Annotated in this window: 27 protein-coding genes and 1 tRNA gene; 20 read left to right on the top strand and 8 right to left on the bottom strand. The window is 32.4% G+C overall.

Annotated elements, in window-relative coordinates; genetic code table 11:
- Window positions 1-46 precede the first annotated feature (46 nt).
- The 7 genes from Q0820_RS10280 to Q0820_RS10250 all read right to left on the bottom strand — a co-directional run bounded on the left by Q0820_RS10280 (window position 47) and on the right by Q0820_RS10250 (window position 7,782).
- Window positions 47-2,164: a peptidylprolyl isomerase gene (locus Q0820_RS10280; RefSeq protein WP_298487552.1), complete on the bottom strand. Its 2,118-nt coding sequence runs from the start codon at window positions 2,162-2,164 to the stop codon at window positions 47-49.
- Between the two features lie 92 nt (window positions 2,165-2,256).
- Window positions 2,257-3,546 (bottom strand): hemolysin family protein, encoded by a 1,290-nt coding sequence (locus Q0820_RS10275; protein WP_298487551.1) that lies wholly within the window; start codon window positions 3,544-3,546, stop codon window positions 2,257-2,259.
- Between the two features lie 5 nt (window positions 3,547-3,551).
- Window positions 3,552-3,752, bottom strand: coding sequence for a hypothetical protein (locus Q0820_RS10270; RefSeq protein ID WP_298487550.1), 201 nt, complete (start codon window positions 3,750-3,752; stop codon window positions 3,552-3,554).
- A complete protein-coding gene (gene lptC / locus Q0820_RS10265) occupies window positions 3,745-4,353 on the bottom strand; it encodes an LPS export ABC transporter periplasmic protein LptC (protein WP_298487549.1) in 609 nt (202 codons plus the stop codon). The genes Q0820_RS10270 and lptC overlap by 8 nt, the downstream gene beginning before the upstream one ends.
- Before the next feature lies 1 nt (window position 4,354).
- Window positions 4,355-5,728 carry a hypothetical protein gene (locus tag Q0820_RS10260; RefSeq protein WP_298487548.1) on the bottom strand — a complete coding sequence of 458 codons (1,374 nt, stop codon included), beginning with the start codon at window positions 5,726-5,728 and terminating at the stop codon, window positions 4,355-4,357.
- Between the two features lie 38 nt (window positions 5,729-5,766).
- Window positions 5,767-7,053 carry a hypothetical protein gene (locus tag Q0820_RS10255; RefSeq protein WP_298487547.1) on the bottom strand — a complete coding sequence of 429 codons (1,287 nt, stop codon included), beginning with the start codon at window positions 7,051-7,053 and terminating at the stop codon, window positions 5,767-5,769.
- A complete protein-coding gene (locus Q0820_RS10250; RefSeq protein WP_298487546.1) occupies window positions 7,054-7,782 on the bottom strand; it encodes a type III pantothenate kinase in 729 nt (242 codons plus the stop codon). It abuts the gene before it with no gap.
- Between the two features lie 100 nt (window positions 7,783-7,882).
- Between Q0820_RS10250 and Q0820_RS10245 the strand changes: the two genes are divergently transcribed.
- The 8 genes from Q0820_RS10245 (at window position 7,883) to Q0820_RS10210 (ending at window position 12,400) form a co-directional block, all read left to right on the top strand.
- Window positions 7,883-7,955 (top strand) — tRNA-Phe (locus Q0820_RS10245).
- 47 nt (window positions 7,956-8,002) lie between these two features.
- Complete coding sequence (locus Q0820_RS10240) at window positions 8,003-8,290, top strand: GIY-YIG nuclease family protein (protein ID WP_298487545.1); 288 nt, start codon at window positions 8,003-8,005, stop codon at window positions 8,288-8,290.
- A gap of 83 nt (window positions 8,291-8,373) precedes the next feature.
- Window positions 8,374-8,661, top strand: coding sequence for a GIY-YIG nuclease family protein (locus Q0820_RS10235; protein ID WP_298487545.1), 288 nt, complete (start codon window positions 8,374-8,376; stop codon window positions 8,659-8,661).
- Window positions 8,662-8,960: 299 nt separating this feature from the next.
- The gene (locus tag Q0820_RS10230) at window positions 8,961-9,407 is read left to right on the top strand and encodes a rhodanese-like domain-containing protein (RefSeq protein ID WP_366941655.1); all 447 of its coding nucleotides are present in this window, start codon (window positions 8,961-8,963) and stop codon (window positions 9,405-9,407) included.
- A gap of 20 nt (window positions 9,408-9,427) precedes the next feature.
- Complete coding sequence (locus Q0820_RS10225; protein ID WP_298487543.1) at window positions 9,428-10,099, top strand: TIGR04282 family arsenosugar biosynthesis glycosyltransferase; 672 nt, start codon at window positions 9,428-9,430, stop codon at window positions 10,097-10,099.
- Between the two features lie 2 nt (window positions 10,100-10,101).
- The gene (locus Q0820_RS10220; protein WP_298487678.1) at window positions 10,102-10,917 is read left to right on the top strand and encodes a purine-nucleoside phosphorylase; all 816 of its coding nucleotides are present in this window, start codon (window positions 10,102-10,104) and stop codon (window positions 10,915-10,917) included.
- A 66-nt stretch (window positions 10,918-10,983) separates the two neighbouring features.
- Window positions 10,984-11,700 carry a DUF547 domain-containing protein gene (locus Q0820_RS10215; RefSeq protein WP_298487542.1) on the top strand — a complete coding sequence of 239 codons (717 nt, stop codon included), beginning with the start codon at window positions 10,984-10,986 and terminating at the stop codon, window positions 11,698-11,700.
- Entirely contained in the window at window positions 11,690-12,400 is a 711-nt protein-coding gene (locus Q0820_RS10210) for a TIGR04283 family arsenosugar biosynthesis glycosyltransferase (RefSeq protein WP_298487541.1), read from the top strand. Before Q0820_RS10215 ends, Q0820_RS10210 begins: the two co-directional genes overlap by 11 nt.
- Here the strand turns inward: Q0820_RS10210 and Q0820_RS10205 are convergent.
- Window positions 12,393-13,406: an NADP-dependent oxidoreductase gene (locus tag Q0820_RS10205; protein ID WP_298487540.1), complete on the bottom strand. Its 1,014-nt coding sequence runs from the start codon at window positions 13,404-13,406 to the stop codon at window positions 12,393-12,395. The two genes, Q0820_RS10210 and Q0820_RS10205, sit on opposite strands and share 8 nt — an antisense overlap.
- Window positions 13,407-13,509: 103 nt before the next feature.
- Between Q0820_RS10205 and Q0820_RS10200 the strand changes: the two genes are divergently transcribed.
- From Q0820_RS10200 to Q0820_RS10145, 12 genes are all read left to right on the top strand, one after another.
- A complete protein-coding gene (locus Q0820_RS10200) occupies window positions 13,510-14,925 on the top strand; it encodes an amidohydrolase family protein (RefSeq protein WP_298487539.1) in 1,416 nt (471 codons plus the stop codon).
- A 110-nt stretch (window positions 14,926-15,035) separates the two neighbouring features.
- Window positions 15,036-15,545, top strand: a complete 510-nt coding sequence (locus Q0820_RS10195; RefSeq protein WP_298487538.1) for a c-type cytochrome — start codon at window positions 15,036-15,038, stop codon at window positions 15,543-15,545.
- A 15-nt stretch (window positions 15,546-15,560) separates the two neighbouring features.
- A complete protein-coding gene (locus Q0820_RS10190; RefSeq protein WP_298487537.1) occupies window positions 15,561-17,063 on the top strand; it encodes an FAD-dependent oxidoreductase in 1,503 nt (500 codons plus the stop codon).
- A 10-nt stretch (window positions 17,064-17,073) separates the two neighbouring features.
- Window positions 17,074-18,084: a chromophore lyase CpcT/CpeT gene (locus Q0820_RS10185; protein ID WP_298487536.1), complete on the top strand. Its 1,011-nt coding sequence runs from the start codon at window positions 17,074-17,076 to the stop codon at window positions 18,082-18,084.
- A 17-nt stretch (window positions 18,085-18,101) separates the two neighbouring features.
- On the top strand, window positions 18,102-19,016 hold the full coding sequence (locus Q0820_RS10180) for a DUF1838 family protein (protein WP_298487535.1): 915 nt from the start codon (window positions 18,102-18,104) through the stop codon (window positions 19,014-19,016).
- Window positions 19,006-20,505 carry an NAD(P)/FAD-dependent oxidoreductase gene (locus Q0820_RS10175; RefSeq protein WP_298487534.1) on the top strand — a complete coding sequence of 500 codons (1,500 nt, stop codon included), beginning with the start codon at window positions 19,006-19,008 and terminating at the stop codon, window positions 20,503-20,505. Before Q0820_RS10180 ends, Q0820_RS10175 begins: the two co-directional genes overlap by 11 nt.
- A 15-nt stretch (window positions 20,506-20,520) precedes the next feature.
- Window positions 20,521-21,522, top strand: coding sequence for a VOC family protein (locus Q0820_RS10170; RefSeq protein ID WP_298487533.1), 1,002 nt, complete (start codon window positions 20,521-20,523; stop codon window positions 21,520-21,522).
- Window positions 21,515-22,654: a carbon-nitrogen hydrolase family protein gene (locus Q0820_RS10165; protein WP_298487532.1), complete on the top strand. Its 1,140-nt coding sequence runs from the start codon at window positions 21,515-21,517 to the stop codon at window positions 22,652-22,654. Before Q0820_RS10170 ends, Q0820_RS10165 begins: the two co-directional genes overlap by 8 nt.
- 25 nt (window positions 22,655-22,679) lie before the next feature.
- Window positions 22,680-23,117, top strand: coding sequence for a VOC family protein (locus tag Q0820_RS10160; RefSeq protein WP_298487531.1), 438 nt, complete (start codon window positions 22,680-22,682; stop codon window positions 23,115-23,117).
- Window positions 23,118-23,127: 10 nt separating this feature from the next.
- Entirely contained in the window at window positions 23,128-23,562 is a 435-nt protein-coding gene (locus Q0820_RS10155) for a VOC family protein (protein ID WP_298487530.1), read from the top strand.
- A gap of 7 nt (window positions 23,563-23,569) precedes the next feature.
- The gene (locus Q0820_RS10150; RefSeq protein WP_298487529.1) at window positions 23,570-24,433 is read left to right on the top strand and encodes a sulfurtransferase; all 864 of its coding nucleotides are present in this window, start codon (window positions 23,570-23,572) and stop codon (window positions 24,431-24,433) included.
- A 10-nt stretch (window positions 24,434-24,443) separates the two neighbouring features.
- Window positions 24,444-24,992 (top strand): RidA family protein, encoded by a 549-nt coding sequence (locus Q0820_RS10145; protein WP_298487528.1) that lies wholly within the window; start codon window positions 24,444-24,446, stop codon window positions 24,990-24,992.
- Window positions 24,993-25,041 lie beyond the last annotated feature (49 nt).

Here is a 25,041-nt window from a genome sequence, read left to right as displayed (position 1 = left end):
AAAGCCTTCCAAATTGGAAGGCTTTTTATCTATCTTAAATATACTACTAATAAAAAGTAGCTCTATTATCTTTAATCTCTGCTCCTTCTTTTAATGCATTATAAACTTCTGTAGTAACCTTTGTACCATTAGAGTTCTTTAAAGAATTTGCATATGTACTATAGTTGTCTAATTTAATGGCGTCTGTCTTTTTAGTAACCGTAACCATAAAAACACCTGTATTACCTTCTATTAATTTAGAAGTTTCATTTTCTGCTAAACCAAAAGCATTACCAACAACTACAGGCTCATTACCTGCACCAGGAATTGTAGGAGATTTTACTGTTAAAGCAGATGCAGTAGCAACAGAAATATTATTATCCTTTGCAAAAGCATCTAAAGCCTTGCCATTGTTAGCACTAATAATTTGTGCTGCTTTTCTTTGTTTACGTAATATTGGTAACACAGAAGCAGAAGCATCTTCTGGAGACATAAGACCCTTTTTGTATTTTGCTGTTAATTGTGCTATAACGTAGCCATTATTAACATTAAATCTTTTAATGCTCCCATTATCTGTATCTTCATTAAACGCCCATTGTACTATACTACGTTGCGTTCCTAAGCCAGGTAAATTTTCATCCATAGCTTTTATTTTATTTACAGGACGCACGCTATATTCATTTTCCTTTGCCAAATCTAAAAATGCTTTTGAACCCTCTATAGATTCCATTTCAAATTTTGTAGCATCTGTAAATAACGTATTAATAGTTTCTTCTGATGGTAAAATTTCTCTAGTAATAGTTGCTATTTGATAAATGTCTTGTTTGTCATCTATTTTAATAACATGAAAACCAAAATCTGTTTCTACTAATCCAATAGCACCAACTTTATTACCAAAAGCAAAATCATTAAATTTTGGAACCATAGTACCTCTTTGGAAATATCCTAAATCTCCACCATTAGCAGCAGATGGTCCATCTGAATTATCTCTTGCCAATTCTACAAAAACAGTTCCTGTCTTTTTAGCATCTTTTAAAAGTTCCTTTGCTTTTTCTTCTGCTTCTTCCTTAGTTCTTTTTACTTCTGGGTTAGCTCTTGTTGCACCTTCATAGGCAATTAAGATATGACTAGCTTTAACAGAACCATTTGCTTTTTTAGCAACCATCTTAGATAACTTATAAAAGTTACCATCTTTATATGGGCCATATATATTGCCAACATTTAATGCTGCTAATGTATCTGCAAATAATGCTGGTAATTGCTTTTTATCTTTATAAATAGTATCAAACTTAGTATCTGAATTTCTATCTAAAAACGCAGTAACATTTTTTGTGTTTCTAAATCCTAAGATAGTATCGTTTCTATCTGTTTGCGAATTATACTCTACTGTGTTAGCTAATAACTTTGTTATTTTTTCTTTTACAGCAGTTTCATCTGCAGCAGATGCTTTTTCTTCAAAATATACAAATTGAATATCTCTTGCGTCTTCTTGCTTATACTCTTCTTTATGCTCGTTAATATAAGAAGAAATATCGCTTTTGGAAACCGAGATAGTACTATCTGCTATAGAAGAGTAAGCAACTCTAGCATATTTTATATCTACTTTATCATTAGCTAACTTATAATCTAACTCTCCTTCTTTTAGAGTTGCTCCTACACCTGCTTTTATAAGATTGTAATAGGTTTGTTCTTTTGCTAATTGAATAATTGTTTTTTCCGTTTCTAACCAAGCATCATACTGTCCTGGGTTATTAGATTTCCAATCTGCAATAGTATTTTTAAATCTGTTAGGATCAAAAACTCCATTTTCATTTTGAAATTCTGGATTTTGAGCATATCCTGTAGTTTTAAGGAAATCAATAATTTGATCCTGCTCAACACCAATACCTAAATCTTCAAATTGTTCTCCTAAAATAGTGTTTCTAACTTCCTGGTCCCAAACCTGGTTTACAAGTTGTAAAGAGGATGTAGTTGGCCCAACTCTTCTAGATGCAGCTTCTACTTTAGATCTAAAAGCATCTATAGAAACTTCTTCTCCATTTATCTCTGCAACAGCAGAACCTACTTTTCCACCGCCCATATTACTACTAGTAAAAACACCTGAAATTACAAATGCGAATAGTGCTAAACCAATAATAAGGATTAAAACGGTTGTTCTTTTTCTTATATTTTCTAAAATTGCCATTGTTTGGAATAATTAAAATCAGTTCGCGAAATTACCATTTTTAATTGAAATAATAAAACCTAAAAAATACCTTAAAGCACTTATTATTGCTTCTAGTCTTCTTCTATTATTTTAAGAGCTACTAAATCTATTTTTGTATTAGAAACTTCGAGAATTGTAAATTGAAAATTATCTATTACTATTTCTAAATCTTGCTCAGGAATTTCTCCTGTTTTATATACTATAAATCCGCCTAAAGTTTCATATTCATCACTTTCTGGTAATTCTAATTTATAGTTTTCATTTATATAATCTACATCTAATCTAGCGGAAAACAAAAAGTTAGTTTCATCTATTTTTTCTTCTCGCAAATCTGTAGAATCATGTTCGTCTTCTATTTCACCAAAAAGCTCTTCTACTATATCTTCTACCGTAATTATTCCCGAGGTTCCGCCATACTCGTCTAAAACTACTGCTATACTTTTTCTTTTTTTAGTAAGTATTTTAAGAATGTCATGAATTAAAATAGTCTCTGGAACTAGCTCTACAGGCAATAAAATACTTTTTAATGTCTTTGGTTTTTTAAACAATTCATAAGAATGTATATACCCTATAATATCGTCTATAGTCTCCTTATATATTAATATTTTTGAATAACCAGTTTCTGTAAAAAGTTTGGCTAAATCTTTAGGAGATTCATGTAATTCTACCGCAGTAATCTCTGTCCTTGGGACCATAACCTCACGAGCCTTAACAGCAGTAAACTCTAGCGCATTCTGAAAAATTTGAATTTCAGAATCTACATTATCATTAGCTTCTACAGCCTCCATTTGCTCCGTAATGTAGTCTCCTAGCTCCATTTTACTAAAGGCTAACTGTACTTCGTCGCCGTCTGTTTTAAAAAATGTTTTTAAAATAAAATCAGAAACTTTTAATACTAAATAAGATACTACCCAGAATAAAATATAAAATACATAGGCAGGAAAAGCTAATACTTTTAAAAGGGTATTGGAATAGATTTGAAAAAGAACTTTTGGCAAAAATTCTGCCGTAACTAATATAACCAGTGTAGAGATTAGCGTTTGCGTAAACAAACTAAAATCTGTTAAAAAGACATTAAAGAATCCTGTGGTTGTTCCTTGTATATTTAGAAAAACACTCATTAAAAGCTCTCCCATATACAAGCCATATATAACTAATGCTATATTGTTACCAATTAACATAGTTGCAATGAACTTTGACGGTTTTTTAGTTAACATTGTAAGTATTTTTGCTAAAAAACCTTCTTGCTTTTTCTCTATTTCTATATGTATTTTATTCGCAGAAATAAATGCAATTTCCATTCCTGAAAAAAAAGCAGAAAACAAGAGAGAAATAAGTATTATAATTATGGAAGTCTCCAAAACTCTTATTGGTTATCTTGTTTTCTTTGCTCAAATTTTCTACGGTAATTTCTTCTAAAAAAGAACATCCCTAAAGATACTGCCGCAAAAAAAATAAATAAATATGCAGAGTTTTTATCTATTGTCCAATCCGTAAATACTCTATATACAGAGAAAAAAAACACTATTAAATATAAATACTCTGTATAACGTAAAATCTTAATCATCTTTTTCTTCTTTAATAAGCATTAACCCATAGGTTTTATGAGCGTTTAAGAAACTTAAATCTTTATTAAAATCCATTCCTTCTCCATCCATTACGGTACCATCTTCCGGATTTGTAAATTTAAACTTTTCTTGTGTAAATATCCACTCATTAGATTGATCCCAATATAATTGAGGGGTCTCTAATAATTTACCATCATGACTTTTTATAACCACATTGCCTTGCAAATCTATAACATTCGTTGCACTATAAATTATACCATAATCTGCAGTTATGGTACTTTTTTTATTTTTTTCATCAAAAAAATCTACATGCACTCCATTTGGAAAAGTTCTATGCGGAAAATTTAAATTATCATAATCTTCACTAATAGCACTAGTTAAAATAGCTAAAACTTTTGAATTTTTTTTACTGTCGGAATCTAATTTTTCTTTTGTTTCTGTATAGGTAAGTACAAAATTTTTAGCAACTCCTTGAGGAAATATATTGGGCTTAGCCTCTTCTCCTACTCTTTTATAGTTGTCTTTACATGAAAAAAAAAGCATTGCCATGGAAAATACCATGGCAATGCCTTTTAAATTATCTGTAAAAAAATTTTTCATCTTATAAGTTAGGAACTTTTACGCTACCACCTGCCCAACACTTAAAAGTAACTGTTTGGCCAGCTTTACCAGCTGTAAAGATCATTTCTTTTGTTGGTGCTTTTGCAGAATAACTAGCCGCAGATTGGTTTGCTCTACCACTTAATGATGGATCTACTCTTCCTGCTTTTCTTGCCATTTCTGCTGCTTTCCAATATATAGCACGTTTTTCAAAAGTTGTTGCTCCACAACTATTTGCACTACTTGCATATAAACTTGCAATTAATAAATACGCTTTACCGTTTGATGAATTTGCATTTATTGCTTTTTGCGCATAGCTTCTAGCAGTAGATTTGCTTCCTCCTTTTTTGTATATGGTAGCTATTTTGTATAATAAGTTAGATTTTTTATAAGAATCTGTTTCTAACTCACCAGCTCTATTAAAATCTGATATTGCACCATTCTTATCTCCAGACTTAAGCTTTAACATACCTCCGTACATGTAAGCATCTGCAGATGGATCTAATTTTAATTGCTCATCAAATAACTTTTTAAACATTGGGTCTTCAGTACATTCTTTACTAAACATTCTCCCTACTGCTCTTTTTACCCACTTTACATCCCCTTTTTTAGCTTCAAAGTTTTTCTCGTATAATGGTATTAAGTTTCCACAGTCTGCAAGAGCTCCTAATTTAGAATCTATACTTCCTGCAATTTTACCAAATGATTCTGAATTTGTAGTTGCAGAACTTAAACGTTTCTTTTCTTTAGAAGTTAATGTACCAGCTTCTTCTTTTGGTAATAACTTTGTAATAATGTTTGTTAACTTAAGATTTTCATCTTCTATTTTCTCTGTAACATCATCATAAACATCAAAAACTTCTTGCAAATCTTTCGCACCTGAGTTATGTAAATCTACCAAACTAGAGAAATATAAGTATAATGCTTTTGGATTTTTAAAATTTGCTTTATCATTAACAAACGCATCTCCTAACATAGAATATATTTCTGCATCATTAGTCATTTTGTTATCATACTTTAATAACACTTTATCTATTGCTACCGATGCAGGTGTTGCTTTCTTTGGAAAATGTTTTACGCTATTATCATACAAACCTAATAAGTCTGTAATTAACGCATCTTTATCTGCTCCAGAAGATTTTTTAATTTTGTCTTTCAAAATTCTTTCTCCATAGGCAAAATTTGCCCAGTTTAAAGCAGGACAATTGTCATATACCATTTTCCATGGTGTATATGCTGCTTCATAATTTTTAACTTTAGCATGCTCAACATATATAGATAAGTTGGTCATACATTCTTGATTTTGAGCCTGAGCATTGCTTACTCCTATTGTTCCCAAAAACAATATTGCTGCGAAGTAAAGTTTCGTTTTCATATTACGGTTTTATTTAAAAGTGGTTAATGTACTATTTTTTAATTAATTTTTCTTTTCTGGAACCATAAATCGTTTAAAGAAAGTCCTATATTAATTTTAAAGTAATTTTCTTCTATTAAATTTGCAGTAGAAGTTCCTCTTTTTCCTAATTCAAAACCTAGGTTAATATTAGAAAAACTTCTTCCCAGTGGTAGACCTAACCCAAAAGTTATGCCAAAATCTTTAATTTCTTTATTATTCACTATCATTCCTGAGTTATCTGCACGCAAACCAGCCCTATAAGTAACTCTTTTTAAGTAACTTGTAAATGACGAGTATTCTGGTATATAAAAACCACCAATCGAAAAAGCAGAAGCATCTCCGTAGGTAACATTTGTTGCTCTAAGAAAGTCATTAGAAAAAGAATCTAAAGATTGTATACTATATTCTGCTCCTAAAAACCATTTCTTTTCTTCTCCAAAACCTACTCCTAAAGTAGTTGCCGGAGCAATTTTAAATTCGGTATTTCTTAAGCCTTGCGCATCTAAGTCTACGTCTATTAATTCTATATTTACGCCATTATCTGGTGAAAAAGAACCAATTTCCTGGGTATTACTTGAAGTTAAATTACCCTGAGTCTTTACTCTTAAAGAAGTATAAAGTGTATGTTTTTTTGTTACCTTAGGTGTATAATTTACTGCTAAATTAAAATCTATACCATTTATTTTAGATTCTCTACGATCAAAAGTTCCAAATTGAATCCCTTCTGTAGATTGTACTCTACTACTATTAATAGTACCAAAATTAAAGTTCGCAGTTGCTCCAAAGCTAAGATCCTTCATAAACTCATAGCCTACAGAAAAATAAACTTTATTTAATCCTCCATTACCTGTATATACATTTGACACAGCCCCTTGGCTACTAGTTGCCCCTTGTTCAATATTATACCCTACAGAAGAGTGAGGCATTATTCCAAAACCAATACCTAGGCCTTTTCCTAAACCAAAACCAAGAGCTAAATAATCTAAATTTGTTAAAGCGCTTTCTTCTTGTTCTGCAAAACTCTTAAGTGTTATTCTGTTATGAGAAATACCAGCTGTATATGTAGTTAAACCAACCTTATTGTTACCAGAAAGTCCTAACTTACTATATGCTGCAGGGTTTTTGAGATTTACGTGTATACTATCTGCATAAACTCCTAAGCCCCCCATCATTTGGTTTTCTACAGTACTTGTAGTTCTTAACTCTCCTATTCCAAAGTAAGAATATGGAGAAACTGACCCTTCTTGAGCGTACATACCAACCGAAGCTATGCACACAATTGCAATTAAAATTTTCTTAATCATCTAGTGTTTGTTGTATTCCAACAAATAGTTTAGTCCCTTTAGCAGGAATTTGGAATCCGCAAATATGGTATTTTTTAATCGTTTTGACAAAAAATGAGTATCTCCTCCTGTTAAAATAACTGTTAAATCTTTAAATCTGCTTTTATATTGACCAATTATCCCTTCTATTTCTACACAAACACCATTAACTACGCCACTATGAATACTTGTTTCTGTAGAATTTCCAATAAAATCTTCGGCATGCTTTTTATCTAACAATGGTAATTTTGCTGTTAAATTATTTAATGCCGTATATCTCATAACAATTCCGGGAGAAATGGCTCCTCCCAAATATTCTGCACCACTAGTCACAAAATCATACGTTATACAAGAGCCTGCATCTATAATTAACACATTTGTATTAGGATACAGGAGAACTCCCGCCATTGCTAAAGCAATACGATCTACCCCTAATGTTTTTGGGCTTGCATATTTATTAACAAAAGCAGTTTTAGAACTAGATGTTAACTCATGTAGCTGTGTTCTTTTTGCTATTTTTTTTAAGGATTCCTTATGCAACCTACCAACAGAAGAAACTATAGTTTTACTAATATTGGGAAAATCCTTAAATATATTTTCTAAATTTTCTGATAAAGAAATTAACTTTACAGAAACCACATGCAGCAAGCTATCTTCCTCGAAAACAGCTAGTTTTACATATGTGTTACCTACATCTACAATTAAATTCATGTTACAAAGATTAAGAAATGTAAAAAAACAATCGTCTTTTTTTTCATTTTTGTTTGTATATAATAAATTTGAACATATATTTGCACCCGCTTAACGGCATGGTGCCTTAGCTCAGTTGGTAGAGCAATGGACTGAAAATCCATGTGTCCCTGGTTCGATTCCTGGAGGCACCACAATTAAACCCTGCATATGCAGGGTTTTTTGTTTTTAAGAACTTACCATGCATTATTTATATATTATTTACTCTGGTGCATTAGATAAATATTACACGGGAGAATCAATCAATCCCTTAGTTAGACTGGAACAACATAACTCTCATTACTTTAAAAAAGGGTTCACCAATGCTGCTAATGACTGGGAAATTGTTTTAACAAAAAAATGTAATTTTAAAACCGATGCAATCTATCTTGAAAAATTTATTAAACGAATGAAAAGTTCCAAGTTCATCAAAAAAATTATCCTAAACCCAGAAATTCTAGAAGATATACTTAGCAAAAAACAACTATAACCTGGTTCCCCCGAAGCTTCGGGGCTGGAGGCACCACAATTAAACCCTGCACATGCAGGGTTTTTTGTTTTTAAGAACTTACCATGCATTATTTATATATTATTTACTCTGGTGCATTAGATAAATATTACACGGGAGAATCAATCAATCCCTTAGTTAGACTGGAACAACATAACTCTCATTACTTTAAAAAAGGGTTCACCAATGCTGCTAATGACTGGGAAATTGTTTTAACAAAAAAATGTAATTTTAAAACCGATGCAATCTATCTTGAAAAATTTATTAAACGAATGAAAAGTTCCAAGTTCATCAAAAAAATTATCCTAAACCCAGAAATTCTAGAAGATATACTTAGCAAAAAACAACTATAACCTGGTTCCCCCGAAGCTTCGGGGCTGGAGGCACCACAATTAAACCCTTACTCTTTTGAGTAAGGATTTTTTTGTTTATACTAAATCTTCATTATTTTTAATAATCCGTAAGTTTTTAAAGTATTTCCGACGAATTTTAAATTAAAACTTTAGAAAAAAAACAAATTTACAACCAAATAATACAAGTCAAGATTAAGCTGACATTTGTAAAACAGTATATTTGTTATACTCATTAAAACTATAATTAAAGTATGCGTAATGTGTGGTTTTTTTTATTTTTAATTTGTAGTTTTTTTAGATTGCAATCGCAATCCAAACTAGATAAAATTCTAAAAAACTACAACAAAGAATCTGTACCCTATATTCAAGTTGCTAATTTAATTCCTAATGATAGTATTGTTTTATTAGATAGCCGAGAAGCGGCTGAATTTAATGTTAGCCATATAAAAAATGCCATCTGGGTTGGCTATGATACTTTTAATAAAGATAGTATTTCAAAAAAAATAACAAATAAAAATACTCCAATCGTTGTGTATTGCTCTATTGGTGTTCGCTCAGAAAACATTGGAGAAACTTTGCTAAAAATGGGGTTTACTAATGTTAAAAATTTATATGGCGGAATTTTTGAATGGAAAAACCAAGACCAACCTGTATATAATTTAGATCAAGAAAAAACCGAAAAAGTGCATGCCTACAACAAACATTGGGGCAAGCTCTTAAAAAAGGGCGAAAAAATTTACAAATAAATACAAAGTCTGCATAAATAATGGGTGTATTATCTCCAAATGAAAACAAAACTGATGAAAAAGCAATTCGTTTTGAACTCGCAAATTCTAAGAACTTACTTCTAATTTTTACTAGAAATCCAGAATTAGGAAAATGTAAAACTCGTTTAGCTGCCACTGTTGGAAAAAATGCAGCTTTAGATATTTATAAATTTCTATTAGAACATACTGCTAACATTACAAAAAGCATTTATGCCACCAAACAAGTATTTTATTCTGAGGAGATTTGGGAAAAAGACACCTGGGAAACAACCACTTATATCAAAAAAATACAAAAAGGGACGGACTTAGGAGAACGAATGTTTAATGCTTTTAATGACGGATTTAATTCCGGTTTTGAGCATATTATTATTATTGGTAGTGACATGTATGATTTATCTACTGAAGATATTGAAAATGCATTTATTCATTTAAACACTAATGATTATGTAATTGGCCCTGCAATAGATGGCGGGTACTATCTTTTAGGAATGAAAACCCCCAACTCCAAGTTATTTAAAAACAAAGAATGGGGAACAAATACGGTTTTACAGAGCACATTAAATGATTTAGAAAACACTAAAACACATATTTTAGAGGCAAAAAATGATGTAGATGTTTATGAAGACATTAAAGACATTGAAGCCTTTAAACCATTTATTAAAAACATATGACAATTACAAAAAAACAATTACAAGAGTCTGTAGACTTTCTTGAAAAAAAAGGATTCTTAAACCCAGAAATAGGTATAATTTTAGGAACTGGCTTAGGCAAGCTAGTAAATGAAATAGAAGACCCTATAACGGCTCATTATAATCACATTCCATTCTTTCCGTTAGCAACTGTAGAATTTCATACTGGGAAATTAATTTATGGTACTATAGAAGGTAAAAAAGTAGTGGTTATGGAAGGGCGCTTTCATTTATATGAAGGATATGATTTTATGGACATAACCTACCCAATTCGTGTAATGCACCAATTGGGAATAAAAAACCTTTTTGTATCCAATGCTGCAGGAGCAATAAATTTAAATTACAAGAAGGGAGATATTATGCTTATTGAAGACCATATAAACCTTCAAGGTGGCTCTCCTTTAGCTTTTAAAAATGTAGCAGAATTTGGGGATCGCTTTGTAGATATGTTAGAACCCTATGATCTTGCCATGCGTAAAAAAATAGAAGCCATTGCTATTAAAAACGATATCTCTATACAAAAAGGGGTATACGCATCTGTAGTAGGTCCGCAATTAGAAACCAAAGCAGAATACCGTATGCTAAAAATTATTGGTGCAGATGCGGTAGGAATGAGCACTGTACCAGAGGTAATTGTAGCAAACCACTTAAAATTACCTATTGTAGCAGTATCTGTACTTACAGATGAATGTGACCCAGACAATTTAAAGCCAGTTAATATTCAAGAAATAATAAAAGTAGCAGGCAATACAGAACCTAAAATGATCCAGCTATTTAAAGAATTGATAAAACAATTATAACTTAAAAAATTACTATTGCATTGTAAGGTTTCAAAATTTTTAACCACTAAAAAATAAAGCTTTACAATGCAATTATATAGCTACACCTTCTTATTAATCTTTTCTTTATTTAGCAACCTAGTTAATGGCCAAACTAATAAAATAGACCATAGCAGCTGGGATACCCTTTTAAAAACTCATGTAGATGCTAATGGAAATGTAGATTATGAAGGGTTTTTTAAAGATACTATTACTTTATCTAATTATATAAGCGAATTAGGAAGCAACCCTACAAGCAACACAGCTAATAAAAATGAAAAATTAGCCTATTATATAAATCTTTATAATGCTGCAACTGTACAACTTATTTTAGATAACTACCCAACAAAAAGTATTAAAAATATTGTAAAACCTTGGGATAAACAATGGATAAAAGTTGGGAACAAAACTCTTTCTTTAGGAGACATTGAACATAAAATTCTAAGAAAAATGGAGGAACCAAGAATTCATTTTGCTATTAACTGTGCTTCTTTCTCTTGCCCAATATTAAAAAACGAAGCTTTTATTGCTTCAAAAATGGAAGCACAATTAGAACAAGCAACTAAAGATTTTATTAATGACCCAAAAAGGAATATACTATCTATTTCTAAAATAGAAATATCTCAAATTTTTAAATGGTTTAAAAAAGATTTCACCACAAAAGGTACTATTGTAGACTTTATAAAACCATATACGACCACTAATCTTTCTAAAAAAACAAGTGTAAAATACCTAGACTACAATTGGAGTTTAAATGAAAAATAATCCCCCACAAATATCTATTATCATTCCTGTTTTAAATGAAGAAAAAAGTATTCCTAAATTACTTTCTCATTTAAAAACCAGTATTTCTAAAAGTAACTTTATAAAAGAAATAATTATTGTTGATGGTGGCAGCACAGACAACTCTGTATCTATTGCTAAAGAAAATGGAGCAATAGTGGTTTCCTCTAAAAAAGGAAGAGCTGTACAAATGAATATTGGGGCAAAAAAAGCAACCGGAGACATTCTTTATTTTTTACATGTAGATACTTTTCCTCCTAAAAATTTTGATTTTTTTATTCATGAATCTATTTCTAAGAATAAAGAGTCCGGTTGTTTTAGGATGGCTTTTGATAGTAGTAATCTCTTTTTAAATTTCTTTGCTTGGTTCTCTAAACTTAATTATCAAATTTGCCGGGGAGGTGATCAATCCCTTTTTATCACCAAAAATTTATTCACAAAAATTAAAGGGTTTAATGAGGAATATAAGATTTATGAGGACAATGAAATTATAGAAAGAGTCTATGAGAATACCAAATTCGTTGTTCTTCCTCAAAAAGTAAAAACCTCCGCTAGGAGATATGAAGAAATTGGAATTTACAGGCTACAATTCTATTTTGGCATAATCCACTTTAAAAAACTTTTTGGAGCAAGCCCAGATAAATTGTATGATTTTTATCGTAGAAAAATTACTACTAGTTAATTTTAACTAATTGTTTACCTACATTCTTTTTTTGAAACAAACGATTAAGAGCAATTGGCATATTCTCTAACCCCTCCAAAACATCTTCCTGGTAATTTAATTTACCTTCTTTTATCCATTGTGACATTTCCTTTTCTGCTATAGGAAAGTCACTTTCAAAATCGTAAATAAAAAATCCTTCCATTTTAGACCTTGTAGCGCCGATTCTATGCCAATTATTTAAAGGATACACAGAGGCGTCTTTGCCATCCAAATATTGCGAAATTCTACCACAACAAACCACTCTAGCATATCTTCTTAACTTTGTTAAAGCAATATCTAACAAAGGCCCACCTACATTATCAAAATAAACATCTATACCGTCAGGAAAAAAACCATCAATTTGTTCTGCAATATTTTCACTATTGTAATTTATAGCTCCTACATAGCCCAATTTCTGAACCAGTAATTTGCATTTTTCATCTGTACTAGCAAAACCTACTGCTCTAGCCCCTTTAATCTTTGCAAGACTACCAACAGATGAGCCCACACCACCAGCAGCAGCAGAAACTAAAACGTTTTCTCCTTTTTGTAAAGCCCCAACTTTATATAAACCAAAATAAGAAGTAAAACCTGTCATACCCAAAACACCTAGTGCCGTAGAATAAGGCAAAATTCGCTGTTCTACTTTATACATCATATAATACGGACTACCATCGCATATAACATATTCTTGCCAACCACATTTTCCTTGTACAATATCCCCTACTGCAAAATCATTATTTTTGCTCTCTATTACCTCTCCTACTCCTCTTCCTCGCATTAAATCTCCTACCTGTAAAGGCGCCTCAATACCAGCACCATCTAACATATAAAATTTCATAACAGGAGCTACAGACAAATAAAACACTTTAATTAAAAACTCTCCAGATTTAAGCTTTGGTAATGCTATTTTTTCTAATTTAAAATTAGATGATGTTATAAAATCTGTAGGACGAGAAGCTAGAACCAATCTTTTATTTTGCATAAGTAAAATGATACATTTTATGAATTGTATATTTAATTAACTATATTAACAGTTAATTAAATTAATCATTTATTTTTACCTAAACAAATTTAAACCCTCTTATATGTTTTTAAACATTAAATATACACCTCTACTTTTACTGCTAGTCCTTTTCTCATGCGGTTCTAAAGAGTATTTTTTTGAGAATGCAATTTGCATAGAAAACATTAATACGATAGACCCTTTAGAAGGGCTAAAAGAAAACCAAACAATAGTTTTATTAGATGGCAAAATTTTAAAAATAGAGCCTACTAAAAATATTGTTCTATCTAAAGAAAATACAATTATTAATGGTACAAATAAATACTTAATACCCGGCCTTTGGGACACACATGTGCATTTTGCTTATATAGAAGAATTAGCTCCAATTATGTCTAATTTATTTTTAAAATATGGTATTACTAGTGTTAGAGATACTGGAGGAAAAGTAGCTATAGTAAAAAAATGGAAAGACCATGCTATTGCCAACCCAACCATAGCTCCCAGAATATTTATGGCCGGCCCCTTGTTAGATGGAATTCCAAATGTATATGATGGTAGTGATCCAGGACACCCAGAACTATCTATTGGTTTAAATTCTACTGAAGCAATTACAAAACAAATAGATTTTCTTGAAACAAAAAATGTAGATCTCTTAAAAGCATATGAAATGCTTAGTCCAGAACAATTTATTCATATTATTAAAACTGCTAATAAAAAAGGTCTTAAAGTTACTGGCCATATACCTCTTAGTATGGATGTAATAAGCGCATCTAATGCTGGCCTTCATAGTATGGAGCATATACGTAACCTAGAATTATCCTGCGCCTCAAACGCTAAAGAGCTATTAAAAGAAAGAAAAGCCATGCTTTTAGCAGGTACAAATATACAAGGTGGGACTCTTAGGGCTGCTATTCATAAAGCGCAACAAAAAAAAGCAATTGAAAATTATGATGAATTTAAAGCAGATTCCATACTGGCCATACTAAAAAGAAATGATACTTGGCAAATACCAACATTAGCGTTAAACACTTTTTTTAGTAGAAGGTATTTTGAAAAAAAAGAATGGCAGAATAGCTATTTTGCCTTACCTGATTCTATTGCACATTATTGGCAAAATAGATCGGAAGCTTTAACCCAAATGAAAGCCTCAGATTTTAGAAAAAAATATGACCATTGGCATATTAAAATGATAAAGAAAATATACGATGCAAAAATTCCTATTATGGCAGGCACAGACACACCCATAGCCTATTTAACCCCTGGATTAAGCTTGCATGAAGAATTAGCTGCATTGGCAGAAACTGGTATACCAAACATAGAGGTATTAAAAACTGCAACAACAAATCCTGCAAAATATTTTAACTTAGAAAAAGAGCTAGGTCAAATTAAAGAAGGTATGTGGGCAGATCTACTTATTCTTGATGCCAATCCTTTAGAAAATATAGAAAACACTAAAAAAATTAACACCGTAATTAAACAAGGAAAAATATTCAAGTGAAAATATCCTAACATTTTAACATTCAGATTTTTGTTTATTAAAATATTTAGTTAACTTTATTAACTATTAATTTAATTAATTAATTTTTACTATTCCTTAAAAATCCAAATATGATTGCGTGTAAAACAAAAAATGAAAAGTTAAATTTAAAGGCTAGGAAAATCTTCTATCCATTATTTTTATGTACCCTTTTGCTAATTTCTTCATGTGGCCAAAAAGAAAAAAAAGAAGAGCCAACCTTTAACATAAAAACCGAATCAAAAACTACTCCAGTAGCCGAAACTAGTTCTGATAAAACTCAAGATACAAACATTCTTGGAAAAAGAATGTTTATTGCCTGTGCCGCATGCCACAATTTAAAAAAAGGAGAAGCACATAAAGTAGGCCCTAATCTGTACGGTATTTTTAATAAAAAAGCTGCCACTACAGAAGGTTTCGAATATTCAGAAGCTCTTAAAAACTCTGGAATTACATGGAGCGAAGAAACTATTCGTAAATGGATGCAAGACCCAGCTGGTTACGTACCTCAAACAAAAATGGCTTTTGTTGGCATTAAAAAAGAAGAGCAGCAGACTGCTTTAATTGAATACCTTAAAGAAGAAACAAAAATAGAAGAATAATTAATCTACAATGTCATGAAAACTAATAGAAGAAAATTCATTCAAGGTATTGCCGGTGCATCTGCAGGTTTAATACTACCCGCAAGTTGTTCTCCGGATCCTAAGAAAGAGGTAACTTCTTCTAAAGCTCCTGCAATTCATATAAAAGATAAACCTATTAAAGCTTCTCATGATATTATTGTTGTTGGTGCCGGGCTTTCGGGTTTACATGCTGCAATGCTTTTAGAAGAATCTGGATATGACGTACAGGTAATAGAAGGAAGAAAACGTCTGGGAGGTAGAGTATACACCCTTAATGATGTTCCAGGAAAACCAGAAGCTGCAGGAGAATATATAGGAGCAAATTATGCCCGTATGATTAGTACGGTTAACAAACTTGGATTAGAATTTTATAACCCCGAAGGAGGCGGCAATAATAGACCTTGGTTGTATAACATTAAAGGAAACTATATAGATGCTAAAAACTGGGAATCTCATAAGTTAAACCCACTAGAGGGCGAAGACAGAACCTTATTACCTCATCGTTTTCTTTCTACCATATCGCACAGAGATAATCCTTTATCTGGAAAACCTTTAGATGCCTGGTTAGAACCAGAATTTCATAAATATGATATTCCACATGATCAATACCTTAGATCTAAAGGGGTTAATGAAGAAACTATTCGCTTAATGAATGTTGTTATACATTCTGGCGGAATGCACAGAACCTCTGCAATAAACGAACTACGCCGTTACCACGTAATGCATTTTAGTAGTGGTAAAATTAGTTTTCCAGATGGTACAAACTGGAAAATGGTAAAAGGCGGAAACTCCTTACTACCAGAAGCCATGGCCGGGAGCTTAAAAAACGAACCTCATTTAGGTAAAACCGTAGTTGGTTTTAAAGAAGAAGATGGTATTGTACAAGTGAGTTGTGCCGATGGTAGTGAATATAAAGGAAAACAGGTAATTTGTAGTATTCCTATTTCTGTTTTACGTAATGTAACTTTTGAACCTCATATTTCTGGAATAACCAAAGAAGCAATAGACCAAATGGACTATGGACTTTCTGTACAAGTACACTTTCTTGTTAAAGAACCTTTCTGGGAAAAAGATGGTATGGAAGCTAATATGTGGACCGATGGCCCATTAGAACGTTTTGCAGTGCGTACTAAAAGAAACAAAACAGATCCAGATGCAGCAATTGCATATATAAACGGTCCAGAATCTAATAAATTTAGATTAATGACGGATGAGCAAGTTTTTAATTATGTAGAAATGAAGTTAGCAGAAATGAGACCTTCCACAAAAGGAGCTTTAGAACGGTTAATTATCCAATCCTGTGAAAGAGATGTTCATGGTGCTGGGGATTGGGTGTATTGGCAACCTGGACAAGTAAAAAAGTTTGCTAATCACATGCGTAAGTCGCACGGAAATATTCATTTCTGTGGAGAACATACAGCCATTATGGAAAGAGGAATGGAAGGTGCTTTTGAATCTGGAGAAAGAGCCGCTCTAGACATTATACTTAATGCTTAAAACTAATTATATGAAACTCTATACTACTTTTATTTTATTAGCAATCTTTGGTTTACAGCTAACAGTGGCTGCGCCTAATACAAGCCTGGATTTAGGCGACCCAAATACACGCGACCTAGAAGTTTTGGCAAATTGGTTTGAAGGCGAATTTGATAATGACGATCAAATGTGGGTAGAAGCTCGTGGAGATTGGTGGGGAAAAGAGAATGAGAAACACCAACAAATGCATGCCATTCATAAAAGAGTAAAAGCAGATAGCATTGGGAACTTTGTTTTTTATGTGGAAGAATACTTAGATAATGACCAAACAAAAATTAGTAGGCAAAGACTTGTCTCTTTTCATAGTTTAAAAGAGAAACCTGGTATTGCAATGAAAATTTATTTTCTAAAAGATGCTTCAAAATATGCTTTAGATTCTGTCACGCACCAAACTATGATAAACACTATTTCTAAAAAAAATCTTTTTGGATTAGATGGTTGTGATGTAATATTTCAAAGAAAAGGAGATCAATACCATGGAAGCATGGAGAGCAAAGCCTGTCAATTTGGAAAAGGAAAAGAAAAAAGGTACTCTGTACATGATATTATCTTGTCCGAAAAACAATATTGGCGCGTAGATCGCACTTTTTTGGTTAAAGACGATTCCTTTCATAAAGGGCATCCTAATGCAGAACCGCATAAAATGAAAAAAGTAAGCTATTACAATTGCGATGTTTCTTTTTTTGAAACAGCTTACTATGCTCCAAGCGAAAAAGATAAAAGTTTTAAAAACTTAAAAGTACATAACCAAGGAGGCAAAGCCTCTATGGTAAACCCTATAAATGGGAAAACATATTATATTCAATTAAGAGATAAAGAATACCCTTTTTACAAACTAGAAGATTCTAATTTTTTCTTTCTACGTCTTAAAGAAGAAGGTCAAAAAGCATCAGTTGCTTTAGCTTTTGCAGAACCAAGAGCTAAAAAAATAGGATTTCAGTTAGGTTGGGTTTCTGCTGTTTGCGAATGTGAAAATAATTAACTCTAAAAACAAAACTCATGATTTATTTACAAAAAATTAGGTCTTCGTATAAATTAACATTGGGCCTATTGGCCTGTATTTTAATTGTAAGTTGCTCTACTAAAGAAAACAAACCCAAAGAACAAATAGATACGTCATTACCTTCAAAAGAAATTGCATATGACCTTAATAGTCCAAAAGATCAATTACTAATCTTTGAAAAAATGCAGGGAGATCTTTCTGGTAAAATGACTTATTCTTACTCCGAAGGTCGTGTTTTTGGTATACGACCAGACAAACCAGATAGCCTTAATGTATTTGGCAAAGAAGTATTTAGATATTCTGGTTGCGGAATGAAAATTATGCGCTTATTAGAAAACGGAGATATAGAAACTAAATCTAAAGGTTGGTTACTTTATAGAGACCCTAAAACAAATGCTTTTTTAAGTAATATGATAAACCCATATACTGGTAAAGAAGTAGAAGTCCCAGCTTTTAGAGCAGGGATTCGCGGAGGTATAATGACACCGAATGGTCCAGAAGTAGATGCTAGTTTTACTATGGAAAGTACTGCTTTTGGCGCTCCACTTAATCTAGTATTTACAGAGTTAGGAGATAAAATTCATATTACTCGCCATGCATTTACAAAATGGTTCGAAAAAAAGAGCCAAACTTGGCGTACTGAAATGACTTTAGATACTTATGATGTAGATAAAAAATACTTAACAGATAGGTCTTTAACTCACATACCATCCGAATACCATTGGACTAGTGAAACTTCTTGGCTTTCTATATTAAAAATGCAAGGCACTCCAGGACATATGATATGGACTTCTAGTGGAGGTACTTTCTTTAATAAAGAAGATTTACCAAAAGATTTTATTGCTGCTACAGAAGAAAAACAACCAGACATTTTTGGAGAAGAACTAAAGTGGGATGAAAATGAAAAATAAAAAGAACAAGAGCACTACAAAAATAGACCGTAGAGATATGCTAAAAAAAAGTAGTCTTCTTTTGGCTGCTGCTCCTTTCTATTTTGGATTAAATTCGTGTATTTCAGGCAATAAAAAGAACCTTGATGCAGATGTTATTATCATAGGCGCTGGCTTATCTGGTTTAAATGCCGCACTAATATTAGAAAGTGCTGGTTTTAAAGTAAAAATTGTAGAAGCAACAAACAGGCTTGGTGGGCGCGTACATACTGCCAATGAAAAAGATGTACCAGGACATCCAGAATTGGGTGCAAATGGTATTGGTGCTGGTTATGCTAGAGTTATAGATGCTGCACAAAAATATACTATTGAAATAGGGCCCGACCGTCCTAGAACCGAAGCCCGAAAAGGAGAGTTAATATATCATATTAAAAATAATTTTATACTACCAGAAAAATGGTCAGAAAACTCGCTTAATACCTTACCGGAAGGATTTAGAAAATCTTTGCCGGCCTATACTACTTGGCCTATGTTCTCTAAAATTAATCCGCTACCCGCAAATGATTTGGCAGCTTGGAGAGATTCTAAATATAAAGATTGGGATAAGTCGGTTTATTCGGTACTAAAGGAAAAAGGATTCTCAGAGGATGCTATAAAACTATGTATGGGAACAAATTCAAGTTACGGTGTAGATGCAAAAAACATTTCTATAATGATGTATTTTCAAATACTAACATGGATAGGACAACAAACAGCTTCTACTGGTAAAGGCGGAGCTATTGTAGGAGGCAACCAACGACTACCAGAGGCTATGGGCGCAGCATTTAAGCAAGATATTATGTTAAATAGCCCTGTAAAAAGTATTTCTTCAGAAGAAGATGCTACAACTGTAACTTTAAATAATGGCAGTACCCTAAGAGCACCCTACACTTTAGTAACATTACCAACCTCAGCTTTACGCCATATTAATATACCTCTAAGCACTACAGAGAACCAAAAAAGGGGCTTTAATGGTTTAGAATATACTCCAGTTGTACAATTACATTTTGTTCCAAAGAAAAAATATTGGGAAGAAGATGGCTTACCTCCAAGCATGTGGTGCGATAATTTAGCAGGTAGATTTATGGCAATGAAAAATGACCCGCAAAACCCTGACAAGGTAACTAGTTGTGTAGCTTTCCTTAATAGTAATGTTGCTATTGAAGTTGACAAAATGAAACAAGAAGATGCAATTGCTATTGTCACCAAAACGCTAGAAGAAATGAGACCAAGTCTTAAAGGTGCTCTAGATTTTGTTTATTATTGGACCTGGATAAGTAACCCTTATGCTGGTGGTGCATATGCTTACTGGAAACCTGGACAAATCACAGATTTCGCAAACCATCTTGCTACTCCTATAGGAAGAATTCATTTTGCAGGAGAACATACTGCGGTTATGAACAGAGGTATGGAAGGCGCTATGGAATCTGGCGAAAGGACAGCACTAGAATTACTCAATTTAATAGGATAATTAAAACCAAAACAAATGCTGAAGCATAATTTACATTTTAAAGATTCAGACTCTCATCTTAAAGGATGGCAGGAAGCCGTTTTTAGTGTTTATAATATCAAAAAATGGGTTGATTTTTTGGTTAATGTTTGTGGTTGGCAAATTGCCCACCAAGCTTATGCCGATAAAAGCTTAAATACGCTATGGCAGCTAAACAATAAGGCAAACATTGAGGAGACACTTCTTGTCATACCTGGTGATTCACAGGGTTTTTTACGTTTAGTAAAGTTCCATAATGTGGAGCAAGAACAAATACGTTCAGGAGCTCAGATTTGGGATTCTGGTGGAATTTTTGATGTAAACACTAGAGTAAAAGACATGGAAACTATGTATCGCAACTTTCAGAACGAAGGCTGGAATGGGTTTACAGATCCACACCGCTTTACCTTTGGAGAATTTGATGTTGCAGAAGCACTTCTAAAAGGTCCAGACGGAATAACTATTGCTATTATGCAAAGATTTCATCCTCCATTAGAGGGTTTTGAGTTTGAAAAAACTAGTCGCTTTTTTAACTCAACAACCATCTGTAAAAACTATAAAAAAACCCTTTCTTTTTTTACCGATATTTTAGGGTTTAAACTCTACTTCGAATCTGCCGGAGATAAACGCAGTAATGGCAATAATGTAATTGGTATTCCCCCAAATATTAATGGAGATATAACTGCTCCTGTATGTGTTATTCACCCAGAAGGTAAAAACTTTGGTTCTATAGAGTTACTGGAAACAAAAGAACTAAAAGGAAAAGATTGCTCAAAATTAGCACAACCACCTAACCTGGGCATTTTAATGCTTCGGTTTCCTGTAAAAAATGCAGCAGTTTATGCAAAACAAATAGTAGAAAAAGGAGGCAAATTAAATACTCCTATACAAACTTTAGAGATAAAGCCATATGGCAAAGTCAATGCTTTTTCTATAAGAACGCCAGACGGCGTTTGGCTAGAATTTATTGAATTACTTAAAGAACAACATAATGTCTAAAAAATTATTTTTCCTAGCAATGCTTGTTCTCATAACAAATGCTTGCTCAAATTCTAATCAAGAAAAAACTGCAACAGAAAGGCAAGACAAAAAAGCGACTCTTGTAAAAGCAGATGGCTCCTATAACAAAGTACCTTTAGAAAAAGACACTATAGTTATTAAGGTAATGCAAACTCGTGTAAAATCTCTTTCTAGTTTTAACTCTATTGAAGAAGGGTTAGAAGAGAATATGAAATATATGGAAAAACTTGCTAACCAAGCACAAACCGAAGGCAGCAAACCAGATATTATTTTATTTCATGAGTTTCCACTTACGGGCTATTCTTCTGGTACTAGGCAAGAGAAAATGCCTTTTACAATTGAAGTTCCAGGGCCAGAAACCAAAAGACTGGGAAAAGTTGCAAAGTCTTGTGATTGTTATGTTATTTTTGGCAGTTATGTTAGAGATGCAGCATGGCCAGACCATATACTTAGTATAAACACTGTATTGGGTAGAGATGGGAAAATTGCAAAAACGTTTTGGAAATCTAGAAACATAAAACGTTTATACAAAACCAAAGAAATTACTACAACCACCATAGAAGGGGTTAGAGATGCGTATCGTAAAAAATATGGAATAGAAGAAGAGTTTCCTGTACTACAAACTGAATATGGAAATATAGCTGTAAGTACTGTGCAATTTGACCCTTTCATCTTTGCTGCTTTTGCTATGCGTGGTACCGAAATAATGCTCAGAACCGCTACTCTTTTTGCGCAAGAAGATGTTGTTTTTACAGCATGGAGTAATGATTTTTATTCGGCCATGGCTAATTTCACACTTCCAGTAAGTACGGGCTATAATGCAGGAGAATCTATTATTGTAAGTCCGCACGGTAAAATTTTAGCAAAACACCCAAGTAAAGAAGAAGATGGTATTGTAGAAGCTAAAATTCCTATCGCTGCATTTAGAAAAGATAGAACTATACCTAATTATGCGCTAGAGATGGTAAAACCTGTTTTTGAGCAATACCGTCAAGAAATTCCAATAAATCATTTGGATATAGAAAAATATAAATTACCCAAAACTGGTGAAGAAATGAAAACGCTATTAGATAGTATTAGCCGTTATGTACCAGTTAAAACAGCAAATTAAAAAATATTCACTAAAAGAAAATAGTATGTCATTATTATATAAAAGAATTACCCTTTGTGTTGCAGATTTAGAACGTTCTCTTAGCATTTATAGAGACATTTTAGGTTTCACTATTAATTATATTCAACCTTCTGAGAAAGACTCTTTCTCTTATCCCGTATTTAATATTCCAAATGAAGCCGATTTAAATTTTGCCACCATGGATAGTCCTACCCAAGAGCGAACATTTGCGCTAACTGAAATTAAAGGTGTACCTCTACCAAAACAAGAAGGCATACATATGACTGCTTCTGTAATTAAGGTAGATGACTTAGCACAAGTTATTTCTAAAATAAAAGCCTTGGGACTAAAAACTACCGATATTAAAACAGATGAAAACGATTATGCAACTTTTATAGAACAAGCATTTGTAGATTTTGATGGACACTTAATAGTTCTATACCAATTGATGGAGAAAATATAATCCTTTTGTTATGCCAATACAGTTTAAAAGAGCTACACTGTTAGTTGCAGATTTAAAAAAATCCTTATCCATTTATAGAGATGTTTTAGGGTTCTCTGTTAACTATATTAAAAAATCGGAAGATGACTCCTACTCCTACCCTGTATTTAACTTACCAAAAAATGCACAGGTTTCTTTTTGTGCTTTAGATAGTCCTACCCAAAAACGAACTTTTGCTCTTACTGAGGTAAAAGAATATAAACTACCAGAACAAAAAGGCCCTAGAATGGCTGTTTTAGTTTTACAAGTAGATGATTTAAAAAATAGGATATCTAAAGTTACTTCTTTAGGGTTAAAAACATTAGACCTTCGCAAAGATACTACAGATGGTGAATCTTATTTAGAACAAGCTTTTATAGACTTTGATGGGCACCTTATTTTACTATATGAAATTTTAAAAGAATAATTACGCTATGAGCAACAAAACGATAAAACCACTTATTTCCGCAGAAGAACTTTTAACCATTCGTCATGACAACAATTTAGTACTCATAGATACTAGAATGGGAAAAGACATTAAGACAATCTATTTAGAAAACCATTTAAAAGGTGCCTTACATGTACACTTAAACAACGACTTGTCTGATATAAAAGAAAATCTTGCAAATGGTGGAAGACACCCATTACCAAGTATAGAAAAGTTCTCAAAAATATTAACCAATTTAGGTATTTCTCCAGATAATCATATTGTAATTTATGATGATAAAAGTGCTGCTATTGCTTCTGCCCGATTATGGTGGATGCTAACTGCTATTGGTCACGAAAAAGTACAAGTATTAAATGGTGGCTTAAAAGAAGCTTTAAGAGTTGGTTACCCTACTAGTTCTGGCAAAGAAACACCTGCCAAAGTAGCTCCTTATTCTATAGCTAACTGGAAGCTACCAATGAAAACAATGAACGAGGTAGAGAAAATTTCTCAAGACAACGATTATCTTGTAATAGATGTTAGAGCAAAAGAACGGTATAACGGAGAAGTAGAACCAATAGATTTAATTGCCGGACATATTCCTGGAGCAACCAATATTCCTTTTACCAGCACTAATTTAGATGAAAACGGGCTATACCTAGAACCTTCTATTTTAAAAGAAAAATATGAAAAAATAATAGGATCAAAACCTATGGAAAATGTAACAGTACATTGCGGTTCTGGAGTTACAGCTTGTCATACCCTTTTAGCAATGGCCCATGCAAATCTTGAAATTCCTAATCTTTATGTTGGTTCTTGGAGCGAATGGTCTAGAAACAATAAAACTATTGCAACTAATATTAAACAGTAAATTAAAATTTATGAAAAACGCCATCTTGTTATTATTTTTTGTGGGAGTAACATTTTCTAATGCCCAAGACTCTTCTATAAATGATTTGTATGATTATGATATAGAAGAACGATTAAATGAGCTAGGAATAGAATTAACCGAGCCTAAAGAACCTAAAACTTTTAAAATATCATTAGCTGTAAAAAGTGGCAACATGCTATATTTATCTGGAAATTTGCCTTTCTCTAAAACCAAAAATTACAAAGGTAAACTAGGTAAAGATTTAACTGTTGAAGAAGGCTATGATGCCGCTCGACTTGTTGGCGTTAATCATTTATCTACTTTAAAATTGTATTTGGGAGACTTAAATAAAGTAGAGAAAATTGTAAAAGTATTGGGAATGGTAAATTCTGACCCTAATTTCACAGATCAATCCAAAGTGATGAATGGATTTTCTGATTTAATGTTTGAAGTTTTTGGTGAACGAGGTTTACATGCCAGGTCTGCCGTGGGTATGGCAGCAATTCCTTTTAATGGGGCATGTGAAATAGAAATGATTGTTCAAATTAAAGAAGAATAATTACTTATACACATAAAATAAGGCAATAAATAGCTTTTAAAAGCTATTT

Origin of the sequence: uncultured Maribacter sp. (assembly GCF_947495965.1) — a bacterium.
Lineage (GTDB): Bacteria > Bacteroidota > Bacteroidia > Flavobacteriales > Flavobacteriaceae > Maribacter_B.
The sequence above is the reverse complement of the archived record's forward strand: the minus strand, read 5'-3'. Positions and strand labels throughout refer to the sequence as shown.

Bases quoted from the DNA above. Each gene is read 5' to 3' on its own strand.
- Q0820_RS10280 (WP_298487552.1), bottom strand. From the start codon at position 2,164: ATGGCAATTTTAGAAAATATAAGAAAAAGAACAACCGTTTTAATCCTT.
- Q0820_RS10270 (WP_298487550.1), bottom strand. From the start codon at position 3,752: ATGATTAAGATTTTACGTTATACAGAGTATTTATATTTAATAGTGTTT.
- lptC (WP_298487549.1), bottom strand. From the start codon at position 4,353: ATGAAAAATTTTTTTACAGATAATTTAAAAGGCATTGCCATGGTATTT.
- Q0820_RS10260 (WP_298487548.1), bottom strand. From the start codon at position 5,728: ATGAAAACGAAACTTTACTTCGCAGCAATATTGTTTTTGGGAACAATA.
- Q0820_RS10255 (WP_298487547.1), bottom strand. From the start codon at position 7,053: ATGATTAAGAAAATTTTAATTGCAATTGTGTGCATAGCTTCGGTTGGT.
- Q0820_RS10250 (WP_298487546.1), bottom strand. From the start codon at position 7,782: ATGAATTTAATTGTAGATGTAGGTAACACATATGTAAAACTAGCTGTT.
- Q0820_RS10240 (WP_298487545.1), top strand. From the start codon at position 8,003: ATGCATTATTTATATATTATTTACTCTGGTGCATTAGATAAATATTAC.
- Q0820_RS10235 (WP_298487545.1), top strand. From the start codon at position 8,374: ATGCATTATTTATATATTATTTACTCTGGTGCATTAGATAAATATTAC.
- Q0820_RS10225 (WP_298487543.1), top strand. From the start codon at position 9,428: ATGGGTGTATTATCTCCAAATGAAAACAAAACTGATGAAAAAGCAATT.
- Q0820_RS10215 (WP_298487542.1), top strand. From the start codon at position 10,984: ATGCAATTATATAGCTACACCTTCTTATTAATCTTTTCTTTATTTAGC.
- Q0820_RS10210 (WP_298487541.1), top strand. From the start codon at position 11,690: ATGAAAAATAATCCCCCACAAATATCTATTATCATTCCTGTTTTAAAT.
- Q0820_RS10205 (WP_298487540.1), bottom strand. From the start codon at position 13,406: ATGCAAAATAAAAGATTGGTTCTAGCTTCTCGTCCTACAGATTTTATA.
- Q0820_RS10200 (WP_298487539.1), top strand. From the start codon at position 13,510: ATGTTTTTAAACATTAAATATACACCTCTACTTTTACTGCTAGTCCTT.
- Q0820_RS10195 (WP_298487538.1), top strand. From the start codon at position 15,036: ATGATTGCGTGTAAAACAAAAAATGAAAAGTTAAATTTAAAGGCTAGG.
- Q0820_RS10190 (WP_298487537.1), top strand. From the start codon at position 15,561: ATGAAAACTAATAGAAGAAAATTCATTCAAGGTATTGCCGGTGCATCT.
- Q0820_RS10185 (WP_298487536.1), top strand. From the start codon at position 17,074: ATGAAACTCTATACTACTTTTATTTTATTAGCAATCTTTGGTTTACAG.
- Q0820_RS10180 (WP_298487535.1), top strand. From the start codon at position 18,102: ATGATTTATTTACAAAAAATTAGGTCTTCGTATAAATTAACATTGGGC.
- Q0820_RS10175 (WP_298487534.1), top strand. From the start codon at position 19,006: ATGAAAAATAAAAAGAACAAGAGCACTACAAAAATAGACCGTAGAGAT.
- Q0820_RS10170 (WP_298487533.1), top strand. From the start codon at position 20,521: ATGCTGAAGCATAATTTACATTTTAAAGATTCAGACTCTCATCTTAAA.
- Q0820_RS10165 (WP_298487532.1), top strand. From the start codon at position 21,515: ATGTCTAAAAAATTATTTTTCCTAGCAATGCTTGTTCTCATAACAAAT.
- Q0820_RS10160 (WP_298487531.1), top strand. From the start codon at position 22,680: ATGTCATTATTATATAAAAGAATTACCCTTTGTGTTGCAGATTTAGAA.
- Q0820_RS10155 (WP_298487530.1), top strand. From the start codon at position 23,128: ATGCCAATACAGTTTAAAAGAGCTACACTGTTAGTTGCAGATTTAAAA.
- Q0820_RS10150 (WP_298487529.1), top strand. From the start codon at position 23,570: ATGAGCAACAAAACGATAAAACCACTTATTTCCGCAGAAGAACTTTTA.
- Q0820_RS10145 (WP_298487528.1), top strand. From the start codon at position 24,444: ATGAAAAACGCCATCTTGTTATTATTTTTTGTGGGAGTAACATTTTCT.